The 16723-nt window shown below is 56.3% G+C and carries 14 protein-coding genes and 1 pseudogene; 10 read left to right on the top strand and 5 right to left on the bottom strand.

The annotated features are described in order from the left end of the window. Nucleotides 1–303 precede the first annotated feature (303 nt). Complete coding sequence (locus ACK5JN_RS18000) at nt 304–3108, top strand: flavocytochrome c (RefSeq protein WP_416871405.1); 2805 nt, start codon at nt 304–306, stop codon at nt 3106–3108. Nucleotides 3109–3177: 69 nt separating this feature from the next. Further along, a complete protein-coding gene (locus ACK5JN_RS18005; protein WP_416871406.1) occupies nt 3178–4143 on the top strand; it encodes an FAD:protein FMN transferase in 966 nt (321 codons plus the stop codon). Here the strand turns inward: ACK5JN_RS18005 and dcuR are convergent. Both dcuR and ACK5JN_RS18015 read right to left on the bottom strand, forming a co-directional pair. After that, on the bottom strand, nt 4124–4843 hold the full coding sequence (dcuR, locus tag ACK5JN_RS18010) for a two-component system response regulator DcuR (RefSeq protein ID WP_416871407.1): 720 nt from the start codon (nt 4841–4843) through the stop codon (nt 4124–4126). The two genes, ACK5JN_RS18005 and dcuR, sit on opposite strands and share 20 nt — an antisense overlap. Beyond that, the gene (locus ACK5JN_RS18015; protein ID WP_416871408.1) at nt 4840–6459 is read right to left on the bottom strand and encodes a sensor histidine kinase; all 1620 of its coding nucleotides are present in this window, start codon (nt 6457–6459) and stop codon (nt 4840–4842) included. Before ACK5JN_RS18015 ends, dcuR begins: the two co-directional genes overlap by 4 nt. A 168-nt stretch (nt 6460–6627) precedes the next feature. On the opposite strand from ACK5JN_RS18015, the pseudogene ACK5JN_RS18020 reads away from it, so the two are divergent. Beyond that, nucleotides 6628–7489 (top strand): annotated as a pseudogene (locus tag ACK5JN_RS18020) (N-acetylmuramic acid 6-phosphate etherase). Between the two features lie 60 nt (nt 7490–7549). Here the strand turns inward: ACK5JN_RS18020 and ompC are convergent. Continuing rightward, nucleotides 7550–8740, bottom strand: a complete 1191-nt coding sequence (gene ompC, locus ACK5JN_RS18025) for a porin OmpC (protein ID WP_416871409.1) — start codon at nt 8738–8740, stop codon at nt 7550–7552. Nucleotides 8741–9473: 733 nt separating this feature from the next. Here ompC and drpB point away from each other — a divergent pair. The 4 genes from drpB to ACK5JN_RS18045 are packed head-to-tail and all read left to right on the top strand — an operon-like array spanning nt 9474 to nt 12460. After that, nucleotides 9474–9755 (top strand): cell division protein DrpB, encoded by a 282-nt coding sequence (gene drpB / locus ACK5JN_RS18030; RefSeq protein ID WP_416871410.1) that lies wholly within the window; start codon nt 9474–9476, stop codon nt 9753–9755. A 45-nt stretch (nt 9756–9800) separates the two neighbouring features. Further along, a complete protein-coding gene (locus ACK5JN_RS18035) occupies nt 9801–10508 on the top strand; it encodes a phosphohydrolase (protein WP_416871411.1) in 708 nt (235 codons plus the stop codon). A gap of 55 nt (nt 10509–10563) precedes the next feature. Next, the gene (locus tag ACK5JN_RS18040; RefSeq protein WP_416871412.1) at nt 10564–11985 is read left to right on the top strand and encodes a DNA cytosine methyltransferase; all 1422 of its coding nucleotides are present in this window, start codon (nt 10564–10566) and stop codon (nt 11983–11985) included. Then, nucleotides 11966–12460 (top strand): very short patch repair endonuclease, encoded by a 495-nt coding sequence (locus ACK5JN_RS18045; RefSeq protein ID WP_416871413.1) that lies wholly within the window; start codon nt 11966–11968, stop codon nt 12458–12460. Before ACK5JN_RS18040 ends, ACK5JN_RS18045 begins: the two co-directional genes overlap by 20 nt. On the opposite strand, the gene yedA is transcribed toward ACK5JN_RS18045, so the two are convergent. Next, entirely contained in the window at nt 12420–13346 is a 927-nt protein-coding gene (gene yedA, locus ACK5JN_RS18050) for a drug/metabolite exporter YedA (RefSeq protein WP_416871414.1), read from the bottom strand. The genes ACK5JN_RS18045 and yedA overlap by 41 nt on opposite strands. 176 nt (nt 13347–13522) lie before the next feature. On the opposite strand from yedA, the gene ACK5JN_RS18055 reads away from it, so the two are divergent. The 3 genes from ACK5JN_RS18055 to dgcQ all read left to right on the top strand — a co-directional run bounded on the left by ACK5JN_RS18055 (nt 13523) and on the right by dgcQ (nt 16556). After that, nucleotides 13523–14434, top strand: coding sequence for a DUF808 family protein (locus ACK5JN_RS18055; protein ID WP_416871415.1), 912 nt, complete (start codon nt 13523–13525; stop codon nt 14432–14434). Nucleotides 14435–14511: 77 nt separating this feature from the next. Then, nucleotides 14512–14694 (top strand): YodC family protein, encoded by a 183-nt coding sequence (locus ACK5JN_RS18060; protein WP_416871416.1) that lies wholly within the window; start codon nt 14512–14514, stop codon nt 14692–14694. Between the two features lie 143 nt (nt 14695–14837). Continuing rightward, on the top strand, nt 14838–16556 hold the full coding sequence (dgcQ, locus tag ACK5JN_RS18065) for a cellulose biosynthesis regulator diguanylate cyclase DgcQ (protein WP_416871417.1): 1719 nt from the start codon (nt 14838–14840) through the stop codon (nt 16554–16556). On the opposite strand, the gene ACK5JN_RS18070 is transcribed toward dgcQ, so the two are convergent. After that, nucleotides 16546–16723 (bottom strand): helix-turn-helix domain-containing protein (locus ACK5JN_RS18070; protein WP_416870515.1); only part of this gene is annotated, 178 nt, incomplete at its 5' end. The two genes, dgcQ and ACK5JN_RS18070, sit on opposite strands and share 11 nt — an antisense overlap.

The raw sequence follows: 16723 nt of genomic DNA on the forward strand, positions 1-16723 counted from the left end.
TTCTTGTATGCGTATGATTTTGTTGTTTTTAATTTTCTTTTTAACTGGTTTAACCACTAAATTCAAGGTTATGTATTTATAGGGTTTTATTAAATAATTGTGAACAGAATATATTTTAATTAGTAACACCGTGGGGGTATCTCTGTTATTGAGGGGATTAAATAGTTTTATAACTAACGTAATAGCTTTCGTAACTAAAATTACCGTTATATTAATATCATGATATCGGCATAACAAATAACTCAAATGCAGCCCGATCCCGAATTCTTGAATTTAAATTTTTAAAGTTTGGAGTTTATTCTTATGAAAAGTGATCATCGCGTACTTAGCTCCTTTACCTTGCCCAACGGCACTGAGCTGAAAAACCGCCTGTTTATGGCACCCATGACAACCTGTTCGGGTTATTTTGATGGTTCCGTCAGCAGCGAGCTGGTGGAGTACTACCGCGCTCGCGCCGGGCGCATCGGTACGATTATCGTCGAATGCTGCTTTGTGGATGACTTAGGTCTGGCTTTCCCGGGCGCGCTCGGTATCGACAGCGACGATAAAATCGCCGGGCTGGCAAAAATTGCCGAGGCGATCAAGTCCCAGGGTTCAAAAGCGCTGCTACAAATTTATCACGGTGGCCGCATGGTCGAACCGAAGCTGATTGGCGGCCGCACGCCGGTTGGCCCGAGCGCCGTAGCCGCGCCGCGTGACGGGGCCGCCACCCCGGTGGCGCTGACCACCGAAGAAGTGGAAGGCATGGTCGGCAAATTTGGTGAGGCGGTGCGCCGCGCCATCCAGGCCGGTTTTGACGGCGTGGAACTGCACGGTGCGAATACCTATCTGATTCAGCAGTTTTACTCCCCGAACTCCAACCAGCGCGACGACGAGTGGGGCGGCAGCCGTGACAACCGCGCGAAGTTCCCGCTGGCGGTGCTGGATATCACCCACAAAATGGTGCGCCAGTATGCGGATGACGCTTTTATCGTCGGCTATCGCTTTTCGCCGGAAGAGATGGAAGTTCCGGGGATCCGCTTTGATGACACCATGTACCTGCTGGAAAAACTGGCCGCTCGTGGTCTGGATTACCTGCACTTCTCCGTCGGCGCGGCCCTGCGCCCGTCAATCGTAGAAACCAACGACCCGACGCCGCTGATTGAAAAATATGTCGCGATGCGCTCTGAAACGCTGGCCCAGGTGCCGGTAATGGGCGTGGGCGGCGTGGTGAACGACAGCGATATTGAAAGCGCGATGGACCACGGTTATGACCTGGTTGCCGTCGGCCGCGCCTGTATTGCCTATCCCGACTGGGCTGACCGCATTGCCGATGGCCAGACGCTGGACCTGTTTATCGACAGCACCCAGCGCGAAGCGCTGAATATACCCGAGCCGCTGTGGCGCTTCTCGCTGGTGGAAGCGATGATCCGCGATATGAGCATGACGGTGTCGAAATTCAAACCGGGCGTATTTGTGGAGACCGTTCAGGACGACGCCGGTGAACTGGTGATCAACGTCAGTCTGGACACCGACCGCATCGCCGATATCGAGCTGACCGGCGGCGTCGATCAGGACGTTGAGTTCGTCACCAGCTTTGAAGAGATCCGCTCCCGTATCCTCGACGCCAATACCCCGCATGTAGATGCTATTTCCGGTGCGACCAGCCAGAGCGAGGCGGTGAAAAAAGCGGTCTCCAAAGCGATGGTGAAATCCAGTAAAGCGCTGATGGCGGAAGAGGGCGGCGAGGCCGCAGCGCCAAAAGCCTACGACGTGGTGGTGGTGGGCAGCGGCGGTGCCGGTCTGGCGGCGGCTATTCAGGCCCATGATGATGGCGCCAGCGTGCTGATCGTCGAAAAAATGCCGACCATCGGCGGCAACACTATTAAAGCGTCGGCCGGGATGAACGCGGCGGAAACCCGCTTCCAGCGCGTAAAAGGTATTCAGGACAGTAAAGAGCTGTTCTACGCCGAAACGCTGAAAGGCGGCAAAAACAAAAACAATCCGGCGCTGCTGCACCGCTTTGTGGAAAACGCGCCGCAGGCGATCGAGTGGCTGGCGGATCGCGGCATCATGCTGAACGACATTACCACCACCGGCGGTATGAGTATTGACCGTACCCACCGCCCGAAAGATGGCTCTGCCGTCGGCGGTTATCTTATCAGCGGGCTTGTGCGCAACGTCACGAAACGCGATATTGATGTCATGCTCGACACCTCGGTGGTCGATATTGTGATGGAAGGCGGTGAAGTTTCGGCGGTGCGTCTGCTGACCGACGAACAGGAAAACGTGACCATCCCAACCCGCAGCATTATTGTGGCGACCGGCGGCTTCAGCGCCAATAGCGAGATGGTGGTTAAATATCGTCCGGATCTGGCGGGCTTTGTGACCACCAACCACAAAGGGGCGACCGGCGGCGGTATTGCGCTGCTGGAGCGTATCGGCGCGGGCACGGTGGATATGGGCGAAATTCAGATTCACCCGACGGTGGAACAGAAAACCTCGTATCTGGTGTCGGAATCGATTCGCGGCGGCGGCGCGATTCTGGTAAGCCAGCAGGGCAAACGCTTCTTCAACGAGATGGAAACGCGCGATAAAGTGTCGGCGGCGATTATCGCCCTGCCGGAACACTACGCCTACATCGTGTTTGATGAACACGTTCGTACCAAAAACAAAGCGGCGGATGAGTATATCGCCAAAGGCCTGGTCACCAGCGCCAGTACCGCGAGTGAACTGGCGGCTAAACTGGGGTTAGACGACGCGGCGTTCCAGGCAACGCTGGCAAGCTATAACGATGCGGTCGCGAAACAGAACGATGAAGAGTTTGGCCGTACCACCGCGCTGCGCGCCCCCATTAATGAAGGGCCGTTCCACGCCATTCAGATTGCGCCGGGCGTGCACCACACCATGGGCGGTGTGACCATTAACACCGAAACCCACGTGCTGAACGCGCAAAAACAGGTGATTCCGGGGGCTTATGCCGCTGGTGAAGTGGTCGGCGGTATCCACGGCGGCAACCGCATTGGCGGTAACGCCGTTGCTGATATTATTATCTTTGGTACGCTTGCCGGTCATCAGGCCGCGCTGCGCGCGCAGCAGGTACCCTGGGCCATGCTTGAATCAGCATAAGTCACGAATGGCACAGTCCCGTAGCCCGGCACCGCCGGGCTATTCCAGTTCACGTGAAGGGGGATGTTGATGTCAGATACCACCCGGGTATACAGCTATTCCGCCGTCCTGATGGGTTCGCCCATTCTGCTAAAACTCTTCGCCCACGACGAGGCACTCGCCGCCCGCGTTTTTCGCCTGATCAAACAGTATGAAGACCTGCTCACCGTCAACCGCGCCCAGTCGCAGGTGATGGATATCAACCGTGCGGCGGGCCAGCATGCGGTGACGGTCAGCAGCCCGGTTTATGCGCTGATCAAATGCGCCAAAGCCGCCAGCGAGCTGCCGGAAAGCGCCTTTAACCTCGCGATTGGCCCGCTGGTGAAGCGCTGGCGGATTGGCTTTAAGGGCGACAGCGTGCCGCCAGTGGATGAAATTGCGCATCTGCTGACCCTGACCCACCCCGAGCAGGTGATCCTGAACGACGCCGAGGAGAGCGTATTTCTGGCGCAGCCGGGAATGGAGATCGATCTTGGCGCGATTGCGAAGGGCTATATCGCCGATCGCGTGCGTGATTTTTTGCGCAAAGAGGGCGTGGAGCAGGGGCTGATTAACCTTGGCGGCAACGTGCAAACGCTGGGCACGCCGGAGGGCGGCTGGTCTATCGGTTTAAAAAAACCGTTCTCTACCGCTGGGGCGATGATTGGTATGCTCGATGTTGAAAATAAATCGGTGGTGACGTCCGGCGTTTATGAGCGCTTTTTTGAACAAAACGGCCAGCTTTATCACCATATCCTTGACCCGCGTACCGGCTACCCGCTGGATAACGAGCTTGATAGCGTCACCATTGTCAGCACCCACTCCATCGATGGCGACATCTGGACCACGCTGATGTACGGCATGGGGGTGGAAAAAGGCTGCGCGGCGCTGCGCGCGAGGCCGGATATTGAAGCGATTTTCGTCACCAAAACGAAAGAGGTGGTTTTGTCATCGTCCCACCACTATCGTTTTACGCTGCTGGATAGCGAATACCGGCTTACTGGCAGTACTGCTTGAGCAGGCCATATTGTTCCGGCTGCAGACGGTAGCGGTAGACCGGGCGGCCGGTTGCACCGTAGTGAATCGTGGTGAACAGGATATTGATCTGCGCCAGCCAGATCAGATATTTACGACACGATACGCGGGAGATGTTCACCGCCTGCGCCAGGTCGTCGGTGGAAAACTCGGTGTCCGGGTTAGCGTCAATCCACTGGCACAGCGTGCGCAGGGTCTGTGGCGTCAGCCCTTTCGGCAGCCGCTTGGTGTCCGCCAGCTCCGGCGAGCCGCCGTGCAGCAGCCGGTCGACGTCGGCCTGCTCATAGTAGGCATGGCTGCCCATAAGCTGCTTTTTCTCGCGCCAGCTCAGCAGCGCCTCTTCAAAACGCGGGAACTGGAACGGTTTAATCAGATAGTCCACCACGCCGTAGCGCAGCGATGTCTGCACGGTCGCGGCATCAGAGGCGGAGGAGATCATGATAACGTCAATCGCGCGGCCTGCGTTGCGCACTTCGGGCAGTAGATCCAGCCCGTTGTCCTGCTGCATATAAACATCCAGCAGGATCAGGTCGATGGACAGCGATGGATCCATCAGTTTATCCCGTGCCTGTTGAAGCGTTGACGCGATACCGCAGCAGGCAAAACCGTCCACCCTCTCGATATAGCAACGATTCAGGTCGGCCACCATGGCATCATCATCGACTATTAACACATTAATCACGCGCTGTTCCTCTCGCTGTCCCACGGAATATGTACAAAAAATTGCGTAAATACGCCCGGCTCTGACTCGACGGAAAGCGTTCCGCCAAGGTTTTCCGTCTGCTGGCGGGCCAGAAACAGCCCGACGCCGCGGTTTTCGCCTTTGGTTGAAAATCCTTTATTAAAAATAGCGTCGATGCGCGCCGGGTCGATCCCCGGGCCATCGTCGCTGACCTCGCCGCTCAGCCAGCCGTTCTGGTAGTGTAGCAGCAGGCTAATTTCACCTTCGCCCTGGCCCACCATGGCGTCCAGCGCGTTCTCAATCAGGTTGCCGAGCACGGTCACCAGCACCGCGACCTGTTCTTCATTCGGGTTATCGGGCACCAGGCTCTCTTCTGCCAGCGTCAGATTCACCCCCACGTCGCCCGCGCGGTTGATTTTACCCAGCAGGAAACCGGCGATAATCGGCGATTTGATCCGCCGCTGCAGCGTACCAATATCCGCCTGGTAGTTCTGCGCGGTTTGCAGAATGTATTCCTCAAGCTTGTCGTAGCGCTTCATGTGCAACAGACCAAGAATGACGTGCAGCTTATTCATAAACTCGTGGGAGTGGGTGCGCAGGGCGTCGATATAGTTTACCAGCCCGTCCATTCGCTGCATCAGTTGGCTGACTTCGGTTTTATCGCGGAAAGTCCCGATGGCGCCGATGACCCGCTTGTTGTTGCGAACCGGCACGATATTGCACAGCAGCAGGCGACCGTTGCAGCCCATTTCACGGTCGGCCACCGGCGCGCCGCTGGCGAGCACTTCTTTAAGGTTGGTGAGCAGCGGCGCGTGCTGCTCGGCGCCGAGCGCATGGGCATCGGCAGAAAAGAGAATATGACGCGCGGCCTGATTAATCAGCGTAACGCGGCCTTTGTCGTCAACGGCAATCACGCCTTCGCGCATCGATTGCAGCATTGCCTGGCGTTGCTCAAACATGCGCGAGATTTCGTGCGGCTCGAAACCGAAGAGGATGTTTTTCAGCACCCGCACCAGCCCCCAGATGCCCAGCGTGCCGACCACCGCGCTAAACAACACGAACCAGATGGCGTTCCAGCGCGCGGCGCTGATTTGTTCGTCCACCTTTTTGAGCGAGATGCCGACGATCGCCACGCCAATTTGCTGATGCCGGTCATCGTAGATAGGCGTAAAGACGCGCAGCGCTTCCGCCAGCACGCCGCGGTTAATCGACAGATTTTCATGGCCCTTCAGCGCGGGCTGTAGGTCGGCACCGATAAAGTGCTGGCCAATCAGGTGCGCATTGGGATGCGAATAGCGCTCCGCATTCATGTTGGTGATGACGGCATAGAGCAGGCCGTTGCGCTGCTGTACGGCGGTGGCGATCGGCTGGATGATATTCTGCTCAGGCGGCCCGGCGAGCCCGCGCTTGATCTCCGGCGAGTCGGCCAGGGTGCGGGCGATGGCAAAGGCGGTGTCCTGTAGGCCGGTACGCGTCGCTTTCGTGATCTGGATAAAATAGAAGGCGTACACCACTAACAGGACGGAAACAATCACGCTGCACACCATCAGCGTCACCAGCGTGCTGAGCTTCATTGGGCGCTTTGCCTGGTGCGGCGCTTGCGGCGTATCGCGCATGAAAACCTTCTATTATCAATGGCAAAAAATCATTATCGCCGATGTAAACCATTTCATAAAGTCGTCGTGTCCTGACAATCCCAAACCTGTCTTTGTGACCGCATTCGCAGCGCTTTCCATATGAAACACTTTAGTATTGTTGAAGAACCCATAATAAGGAGTCCGTTTATGAGCATTAAGCTTGCAGGTTCAGTCATGGAAAGACGCAGTTCGACGACCGCTGAGATTGACCGGCTGTCTACCCGCGATATGTTAAACGTGATTAATCAAGACGATAAAGTTATCGCTGAAGCGGTGAGCGCCTGCCTTGACGATGTCACCCGCCTGGTGGATCGCGCGGTAGCAACCCTGGGCGTTGGCGGCCGCGTGGTGATTGTCGGGGCGGGCGCTTCCGGGCGCAACGCCATGCTGGTGGCGAACGAGTATGCGCCGGATGAAAAGCATCCGCTGGTGGGGCTGATTGCCGGCGGCGCAGGACTATAATCGCGGGGTGCTGGATCTCCAGGCCATTGGGTTTACCGAAAAAGATATGCTGATTGGCCTTTCCGTGAGTGGCAAAACGCCGTGGCTGTGGGGCGCTATGCGGCATGCGTGGTCGCTGGGGGCGACAAGAGCGCTGATTACCCGCTGCCAGCGCAGCGAAGCCACCGAGCTTGCCGATATCGTGATAGCGCCGCAAACCGGTGCTGAAGTGGTGGCGGGCTACGGGAATCCGAAGGCGATGGCCGCGCAGAAGAGCGTGCTTATGATGCTCACCACGGCGCTGGCCGTACGTACCGGCAGGGTATACAGCAATCTGCGCGTCGATATCCGCAGCAACACCACCCAAATGATGGAACGGCAGATAGCGATTGTGATGGAAGCGGGTGGCTGTTCACGCGCGGTGGCCAAAGCGGCGCTGGAAAGCTGCGACCATAACTGCAAAACGGCGGTACTGATGGTTCTTACCGGGATGGATGCGTGGAAAGCACACGAGCTGCTGACGCAAAACAACGGCTTCGTGCGTCTGGCGCTACAGGAAGCGCCGTAGCATAAAGTCCACCAAAAAAGCCCGCATGATCGAATGCGGGCTTTGTTTGTGCTGTTCTGATTAGAACTGGTAGGTCATGCCTACACCAACGATATCGTCGGTAGAGATGCCGTTGGCGCTGTAGAACTGAGAATCTTCATCCAGCAGGTTGATTTTGTAGTCAACGTAGGTGGAGAAGTTCTTGTTGAAGTAGTAGGTCGCACCCAGGTCAACGTAGTTCACCAGATCCTGGTCGGTCAGGTAAACGCCATTGCTGTTGGCGTGGTAACCAACGTCAATACCGCGAGAGTAAACCCATGCCAGAGACGGACGAAGGCCGAAGTCGAACTGATACTGCGCGGTCACTTCAAAGTTCTGCGTTTTGTTGGCAATGCCATCGTTGCCAAACGGCGTCATATTGCGGGTTTCCGCATACATCATCGCCAGGTAGACGTTATTGGCGTCATATTTCGCACCAAGGGTCCAGACGTCGGCTTTATCGCCGCTAGCGGTTACGCTACCGTTTTTACCATTGCCGTAGCCTAGCGCACCACGATAGCCAACCTGCTCGTTGGTACGGTCAGAGGTAGCGTAAGCCGCACCGACGCTCAGCCCCTGCAGTACTGGAACGGCATCGCTGAAGTCGAAGGTGGTGGACATGCTGTAGCCATCGCCGTTCTGGAAGCGAACGTCGCCGTGACCGTTTTTAGTGCCTTCCTGATCTTCCGTGGCGTTTGAACCTTCGTTAGCGCCCTGATACTGCAGCGCGAAGTTCCAGCCGTTTACCAGACCGAAGAAGTCGGTGTTACGATAGGTGGCTACGCCATTGGTACGGCCAACCATAAAGTTGTCGGTCCAGGTGTAAGAATCGCCGCCGAATACCGGCAGCATATCGGTCCAGCCTTCAATGTCGTACACGGTGCCGTAGTTACGGCCGTAGTCGAAGGAGCCGAAGTTAGCGAACTTCAGGCCGGCAAACGCCAGGCGGTTAAAGGATTTGTCACCGGCGCCTTCGGTGTCGTTAGCGTAGGTCTTGTATTCCCACTGGCCGTAGCCAGTCAGGTCGTCAGTGATCTGGGTTTCGCCTTTGAAACCGATTTGCACGTAGGTTTCATCGCCGTCATCGCCAGCGTTGTCGGAGAAGGTATGACGTGCGTCGATCTTGCCGTACAGATCAACTTTATTACCGTCTTTATTATACATTTCTGCCGCATTTACCGCGCCTGCCATTAATAAGGCAGGCACGAGCAGTGCCAGTGCTTTAATTTTCATTATACTTTCCTTTGCATGATAACGCATGTGAATATAGTAACGTCATCCGGCGTTACTGAACTGAATACTATATTGGGAGTTCACTTTATTTCACGATATAAATGTAATAAAACTATATTAAATATTTCAAGACATTTCCATTATAATTTAAATTATATGGTGGTTTGTAATTCATTTACAAATCGCATGAAAATCATTGCGTTATATGATTTTGTGATGTTTTTGACAGGAAATATGAATTGTTTTTATAGTTTTGCTTGTTTGGGGTGAAGGGCAAAAAAAATCCCGACTGCACTGGCATACAGTCGGGAAGGTCATAAAGAAAAAACATCTTGATGCATAAACAAAAGGCTAATAACGGGGGAGGATGATGACACGGAGAAAATAAAAAATAAAGTGTCTTGATCTCATTTTAAAATATAGTTTGTATGAATGCTTTTTGTGATGTTTAAATATTACTTCGTATAACCGTAACCGTCATTTCTGCCAGTCAATAAACCGTTGAATTAAGATACCACGTCAAAATCCGTGATGAAGAGGATTAAACTTACCTTCTCGCGCCACAGAGCGCTGGCGTAAGGGCAAACTTGCCGGAGATCAAACCAGCGGCAGTTCGTGGTCCGGAGAGCAAACGGGAGGCTTTCTCCGCCCCTGTTAGTTGTTATAATGTGATTTACGTCACACCTTTGGCGTGGCGGCCGTTTGAATGATTGGCGTGATGAGAGTGTTTTTTATGGAAGAAAGGATTGACCGAGGCCCGGGCGGTAAGCTGGCGCTTTGGGTCTTTTACGCGTTTTGTGGCTACTTTGTCTGGGCGATGGGCCACTATATTTGGGTCATCAGCGATGTGCAGAGCATTCCGGGGGCGACCGTTGACGGCGAAATTGGCTCGACCAGCGGTAAGTGGCTGGGCGCGCTGCTGGGCTTTCTGGTTTTAAGCCTTGTCGGCGGGCTACTTGGCGGCATCGCCTGGTATACGCGCCCTCGTCAGGCCGAGCAGGAAGAACGCTACTAATATTGCTATGCTGAGTGGCGAACACTCACTCAGGCGATAATAAAAATGGATTTAACCGCATGGCAGCAGGACGTTGAGTTCTGGTTTGAAACACACGACTACAGCGGCGATGCCTCGCATGATATTGCCCATTTCCGCCGCGTCTGGCGCACCGCGCGGCAGATAGCGGAAGGGCAGCCGGTCGATTTACTCGTCATCCTGCTGGCCAGCTATTTTCACGATCTGGTCAGCCTGCCAAAGAATCATCCCGATCGCGCGCGCTCCTCGCAGCTGGCGGCGCAGCAGACGTTGGCTATTCTCCAGCGTGATTTTCCCCATTTCCCTCCTGAACGCTATGACGCCGTCGCCCATGCGATAACGGCGCACAGCTTTAGCGCCGGCATTGCGCCGCAAACGGCTGAAGCCCGTATTGTGCAGGACGCCGACCGGCTGGAGGCGCTTGGCGCCATCGGCCTGGCGCGCGTTTTTGCCGTCTCCGGTTCGATGAATACGGCGCTCTTCGACGCTGACGATCCCTTTGCCGATCGCCGTGCATTAGATGATAAAGCCTACGCGCTGGACCATTTTCAGACCAAACTCCTGCGCTTGCCCGCCACCATGCAAACGGAGAAAGGGCGCGAAATGGCGCAGAAAAACGCCGATTTTCTGGTGCAGTTTATGGCAAAACTGAGCGCCGAGCTGGCGGGCGACCCGCTGGCGCTGGATGCAGAGGTGCTGCGGCGATTCGCGCCACAAGAATCGCGCAAACTATGATAATCTCGCTTTTATTTGCGCTTTCTTTTTCCTTTTTCTGTATCTGGTCAAATTTATGCAACAACGAGTCTTATCAAACGAGGTAGCGTCGCCCGACGAGCCGGATGCTCAGACGCTGCTGCAGCATATCCTGGAGATTTACGATCTAAAGACCGTTGTCGCCGAGCTGGTTTCCGTAGGGGAGCAGCACTGGAGCCCGGCCATTGTGAAACGCGTCGTCACCTTAGGGCGCGCGAATACCCGGCTGAGCGAAAAGGAGCGGGCGCATCTGGCCGCCATGCTGCCGAAGCCGCCGTCCCATCATCCGCACTACGCGTTTCGTTTTGTCGATCTGTTTGCCGGTATCGGTGGGATCCGCAACGGCTTTGAAGCCATTGGCGGCCAGTGCGTGTTTACCAGCGAGTGGAACAAACACGCGGTGCGTACCTATAGGGCCAACTGGTACTGCGACCCGCAGGAACATCAGTTTAACGCCGATATTCGCGACGTGACGCTCAGCGGCCGGGCCGACGTTAGCGACGCCGAGGCGCAGGCGCATATTCGCCAGTGCATTCCCCAACACGACGTGCTGCTGGCGGGCTTCCCTTGCCAGCCGTTCTCGCTGGCCGGGGTATCGAAAAAGAATGCCATGGGCCGCGCGCACGGTTTTGCCTGTGATACGCAGGGAACGCTGTTTTTTGACGTGGTGCGGATTATTGATGCCCGCAGGCCGCCGATTTTTGTGCTGGAAAACGTCAAAAATCTGAAGAGCCACGACGGCGGCAAAACGTTCCGCATTATTATGCAGACGCTGGACGAGCTGGGGTATGAAGTGGCCGACGCGGCGGACATGGGGGCCGATGACCCGAAGATTATCGACGGTCAGCACTTCCTGCCGCAGCATCGGGAACGCATCGTGCTGGTCGGTTTTCGCCGGGATTTAGGCCTGCATCAGGGCTTTACCCTGCGCGATATTCCTGCGCTGTATCCCGCGCGCCGTCCCACTTTCGGTGAGCTATTAGAGCCGGATTTCGACGCCAAATTTATCCTGACGCCGGTGCTGTGGAAGTACCTCTATCGCTATGCCCGTAAGCATCAGGAAAAGGGCAACGGTTTTGGCTACGGCATGGTTGACCCCACCCGGGCGAGCAGCGTGGCGCGTACGCTCTCGGCGCGTTACTACAAAGATGGCGCGGAGATCCTCATCGATCGCGGCTGGGATCGGGCGCTGGGTGAAAAACACTTCGACGATCCGCAGAATCAGCTGCGCCGTCCGCGTCGTCTGACCCCGCGCGAGTGCGCGCGACTGATGGGCTTTGAGTCGCCGCAGGGTTATCGCTTCCGCATTCCGGTGTCGGATACCCAGGCCTACCGCCAGTTTGGCAACTCGGTGATTGTCCCGGTATTTGCCGCCGTAGCCCGACTGCTGGAGTCGCGTATTTTGCAGGCCGTGCAGAAGCGTGATGTGGAGAATGGCGATGGCGGACGTTCACGATAAGGCCACCCGCAGTAAAAATATGCGCGCCATCGGCGCGCAGAATACCGCCATTGAAAAACGGATGGCGTCGCTGCTCGAACAGCTTGGCCTGCGCTGGCTGGCACAGGATACGCGTCTGCCGGGGCGGCCAGACTTCACCCTCGACGAGTATCGTTGCGTTATCTTCACCCACGGCTGTTTCTGGCATCACCACCATTGCTACCTGTTCAAGGTTCCCGCCACGCGCACCGACTTCTGGTTGACTAAAATTGCCGCCAACGTCGCCCGCGATAAGCGGGATATCGGCCTGCTGGTCGAACAGGGCTGGCGGGTGCTGGTGGTGTGGGAGTGCGCGCTACGCGGGCGAGAGAAGCTGAGCGATAGCGCGCTGTGCGAACGGCTGGAGGAGTGGATCTGCGGCGGCGAAGGCTGCGCGCAGATCGGCATTCAGGGGATTACGAATCTAGACCCGGTTTCTCCGCCGCGCAGGGAATAGCCGTCGCTTTCGCCGGGAACAGGTATTTACCCAGCGTCACCAGCACCACCGCGGCGATGATAATCGCCAGCGCCAGCCACTCGGTGCCGGAGAGGTGCTCGCCGTTAAAGCCGGTGCCGAGCAGCACCGCAACCACCGGGTTTACGTAGGCATAGCTGGTGGCGACCGCCGGCGTGACGTTGCGAATCAGATACATATAGGCGTTAATGGCGATAATCGAGCCGAAAATGGACAGATAGCCTACCGCCAGGAAACCGCTTAGATCCGGCAGCGTGCTTAAGCGCTCGCCGTTCAGCAGCGAGGCGCACATCAGCACGATGCCGGCCGCCAGCATTTCAATCGCCCCGGCCATCATGCCGGTCGGCAGCGTGAGGCGGGAGCCGTATACCGAACCAAACGCCCAGCTCAGGGAACCAATCAGAATCAGCAGCGCCCCCCACGGGTTACCGCTGAGGTTACCGCCGCTGTTGAGCAGTATGATACCCGCCAGACCGATGGCGATGCCCAGCCACTCCAGTTTGCGGGTGGCGATACCAAAAAAGCGGCTAAAACACAGCGTAAACAGCGGCACGGTGGCGACCATCACGGCGGCGATACCGGAAGGAACGTGCTGATGTTCCGCCACCGTCACCATGCCGTTACCCACCGCCAGCAGTAGCACGCCAATCAGGGCCGCATTCAGCAGCGGACCGCGCGCCGGTAAACGATGCCCGGTCGCCAGCAGAAAAATCATCAGCACCACGCCTGCCGAGAGGAAGCGCACGCCCGCCATCATCAGCGGGGGCCAGCTGGCAACGCCAATGCTGATAGCAAAATAGGTAGACCCCCAGATGATGTACAGCGCGAACAGCGCGCCAACCAGCGGTAACAGGTGTTTAATACGCATACTTCCTCACGGCACAATAGCAAGCAGGCTGATAGTAAACGTCAAAACGACTTCGCTGGCGAGTGCTTTAATTCGGGGGTTGATGTTGTTTTTATGTTATAGATGTGTATCCCTTACACCCTGCGCCATTTTGCTTCATACTTTGTTCTCAATAACAAAAAGGAAGGATGTGACTTGTGGCGGGAAGTAGTTTATTAACCTTATTAGATGATATCGCCACCTTGCTGGATGATATCTCGATGATGGGCAAGCTGGCGGCGAAGAAAACCGCGGGCGTGCTGGGGGATGATTTATCGCTCAACGCGCAGCAGGTGTCGGGCGTACGCGCCAACCGCGAACTGCCGGTGGTGTGGAGCGTAGCAAAAGGATCGCTACTCAATAAGGTGATTCTGGTGCCGCTGGCGCTGTTGATTAGCGCTTTTATCCCCTGGGCGGTAACGCCGCTGCTGATGATCGGCGGGGCCTATCTGTGCTTTGAAGGGGTGGAGAAGGTGCTGCATACCCTGCACGCGCGCAAGCATAAGGGCGACGATGCCGCTCGTCAGCAGCGTCTGGAGGCTATTGCGCAGCAGGATCCTGCCATTTACGAGCGCGATAAAGTTAAAGGGGCGATTCGCACCGACTTTATTCTGTCGGCGGAAATCGTGGCCATTACCCTGGGGATCGTGGCGGAAGCGCCGTTGCTCAATCAGGTGTTGATTTTATCCGGTATCGCGATCCTGGTGACCGTGGGCGTGTATGGCCTCGTCGGGGTTATCGTTAAGCTTGATGATATGGGCTACTGGCTGGCCGAAAAGCGCAGCGTGCTGGCGCAGGGGCTGGGTAAAGGGCTGCTGGTGGTGGCCCCATGGCTGATGAAAACGCTCTCGGTGGTTGGCACGCTGGCGATGTTTCTGGTGGGCGGCGGGATCGTGGTGCATGGCGTCGGGCCGTTGCATCATGCCATCGAAGGTTTTGCCGCGCAGCAGGCCGCATGGGTGGCGATGGTTCTGCCGACGCTGGCGAACCTGGTGCTGGGCTTTATCATCGGGGCCGTAGTGCTGGCGGCGGTGAATCTGATCGCCAGCCTGCGTAAAAAGCCGGTATAAATAATCCAATTCCGCTACGCAAACGGGCTGTGAATAGGCTAATGTGAAACAGTTTCACCCTGATACCGGAGGCAGTTATGGTCTTTTTGGTCAGTGATGAAGTTAGGCCCAAAAACGGTGGGCCGCGGATGGTGGTCACGGGATATGCCAGCGGCATGGTGGAGTGTCGTTGGTATGATGGTTTCGGCGTCAAGCGGGAAGCATTCCGCGAAGATGAGCTGATTCCCGGCCCTATCGGCAAGCAGGAGCAAGCATCCTAACCGTGTTTACGCCCGGCATTTTGCCGGGCGTTTTAGAACCGAGTAAATCGCGTTCTTTGTCGTAGTGAAGTATGGAGCATCATGAATTATCAGCAGCGCACGAGTGGGATGTGGGGTAGGTCTGTGAGTCTCAGGAGGCCGCCGTGCGTCCCGTGACCGTCAAGACAGCGGCTTCTTCAGGATGGTGGGCGCGGCTCACGCGGCGGGTTAGCCCCGAACGGGTGGTCAATATCTGCTTTCTGGTGGTGCTGTTCTTCTCTACGCTGCTGACCTGGCGCGAAACCATCGTGCTGGAAGACGCGTATATCTCCAGCCAGCGCAATAACCTGAAAAATGTCGCCAACGATATGGACGCGCAGCTGCAGTTCAACACCGACCGTCTGCTGTTTTTCCGCAACGGCATGGAGTCGGCGCTGCAAATTCCGCTGGCTTTCGAAGTGCTGCGCACCGCCGAGCAGGAGTTCGAGCGCAAGCGCACGCTCGCCAACTGGCGCATCTCGCTGAACAATAACCGCACGCTGCCGCTAAACGGCGTTTCGGACGACTTCGTCAAACACACCAATCTTCTGTCGCGCGATAACGCACTGCTGGGTAATGAGTTTATGGCGACCATTGAGCTGGGCTATCTGCTGCGGCTTTCTGCTATTACGCGCCAGCATCTCTCCCGCTTTGAAACCCATATGCTGTACGTTTCACGCGCCGGTTTTTATCTCAGCACCGAGCAGGATCAGGGCAGCAATATCACCGAGTACTATTACAGCCTGGCGACCAGCCCGTGGTTTATCAAGCAGTCGCAGCGGGATAACCCGCAGCGCGGCGTGAAGTGGCACACCACCTTTAGCCGCGATAAAACGCCGGTGGCCCAGAAGGTGACCGCCGCCGTACCGCTCGACTACGATCAATACTGGTTTGGCGTGTTGGCCATTCAGCTGTCGGTTCGTGAGATGACCCAGTTTCTGATGCAGTCGGTCGAAGGCGAAGAAGAAGGGGAGTACCAGCTCTACGATCGCCGTATGAACCTGATTGCTACCTCTGAGCAGGACCCGCAAAAACGTACGCAGCTTTCGCAAGAGGTGCAGGCCCAGCTGGCGTATGCCTATGAGCACGATAACGAGGGCAGCGTGCGCCAGCTTTCGCGCTATATCAGCTGGGAAAAGCTGCGCAACTTCGACGGCGTGCTGCTGCGTATTCACAGCCTGGAGGAGGGGATCCGCGGCGACTTCGGCAGCATTAGCATCGCGTTGACCCTGCTGTGGGTGCTGTTCACGACGATGCTGCTGATCTCCTGGGCCGTTATCCGCCGTATGGTGCGTAACATGTCTTCGCTGCAGGACTCCTTAGAGTGGCGAGCGTGGCACGATATGCTGACCCGCCTGTATAACCGGGCAGCGCTGTTTGAGCGTGCCGGTAAGGCGCTGGTCGCCTGCCAGCAGGTTGACCAGCCACTGTCGGTGATTCAGCTGGATCTGGACCACTTTAAGCGCATCAACGATCAATACGGCCATCAGGCCGGAGACCGGGTGCTTATTCATATTGGCCGGGTGATCCTTAATAAAGTGCGCAAGTCGGATATCGCCGGCCGGGTTGGCGGGGAAGAGTTCTGTATTGTGCTGCCGGAAACTTCGCTGGAGCAGGCCAAAGTGATTGCGGAACGCATTCGTGAAAGCATCTTCAGTCGGGAAATTCTGATCAGCCGCAACCAGACGCTACGGGTGAGCGCCTCGCTGGGGGTATGCAGCAGCGAAGAACTTCAGCGCTACGATTTCCAGCATCTCCAGTGTAGCGCGGCGCATAAATTGCGAAACTTTGTCACACAACTTTGGATCGCTTTGCGCGATCCAACTTTAAATGTCAAATCGTGAAACCTGCTGGAAATTTCTTGTAGAGCGTCGAGATGCCGACATCAAAAATAATGGCAACACGCTGCCGAGTTTCACCAGCTGCGATTAATCTACCCATCTGAGCCCACTGTTCTGATGAAAATTTTGGTCTCCTCCCACCAATCCTCCCTTCAGCTTTCGCTGCGGCA

This window comes from Kluyvera sp. (genome assembly GCF_047971185.1).
Lineage (GTDB): Bacteria > Pseudomonadota > Gammaproteobacteria > Enterobacterales > Enterobacteriaceae > Kluyvera.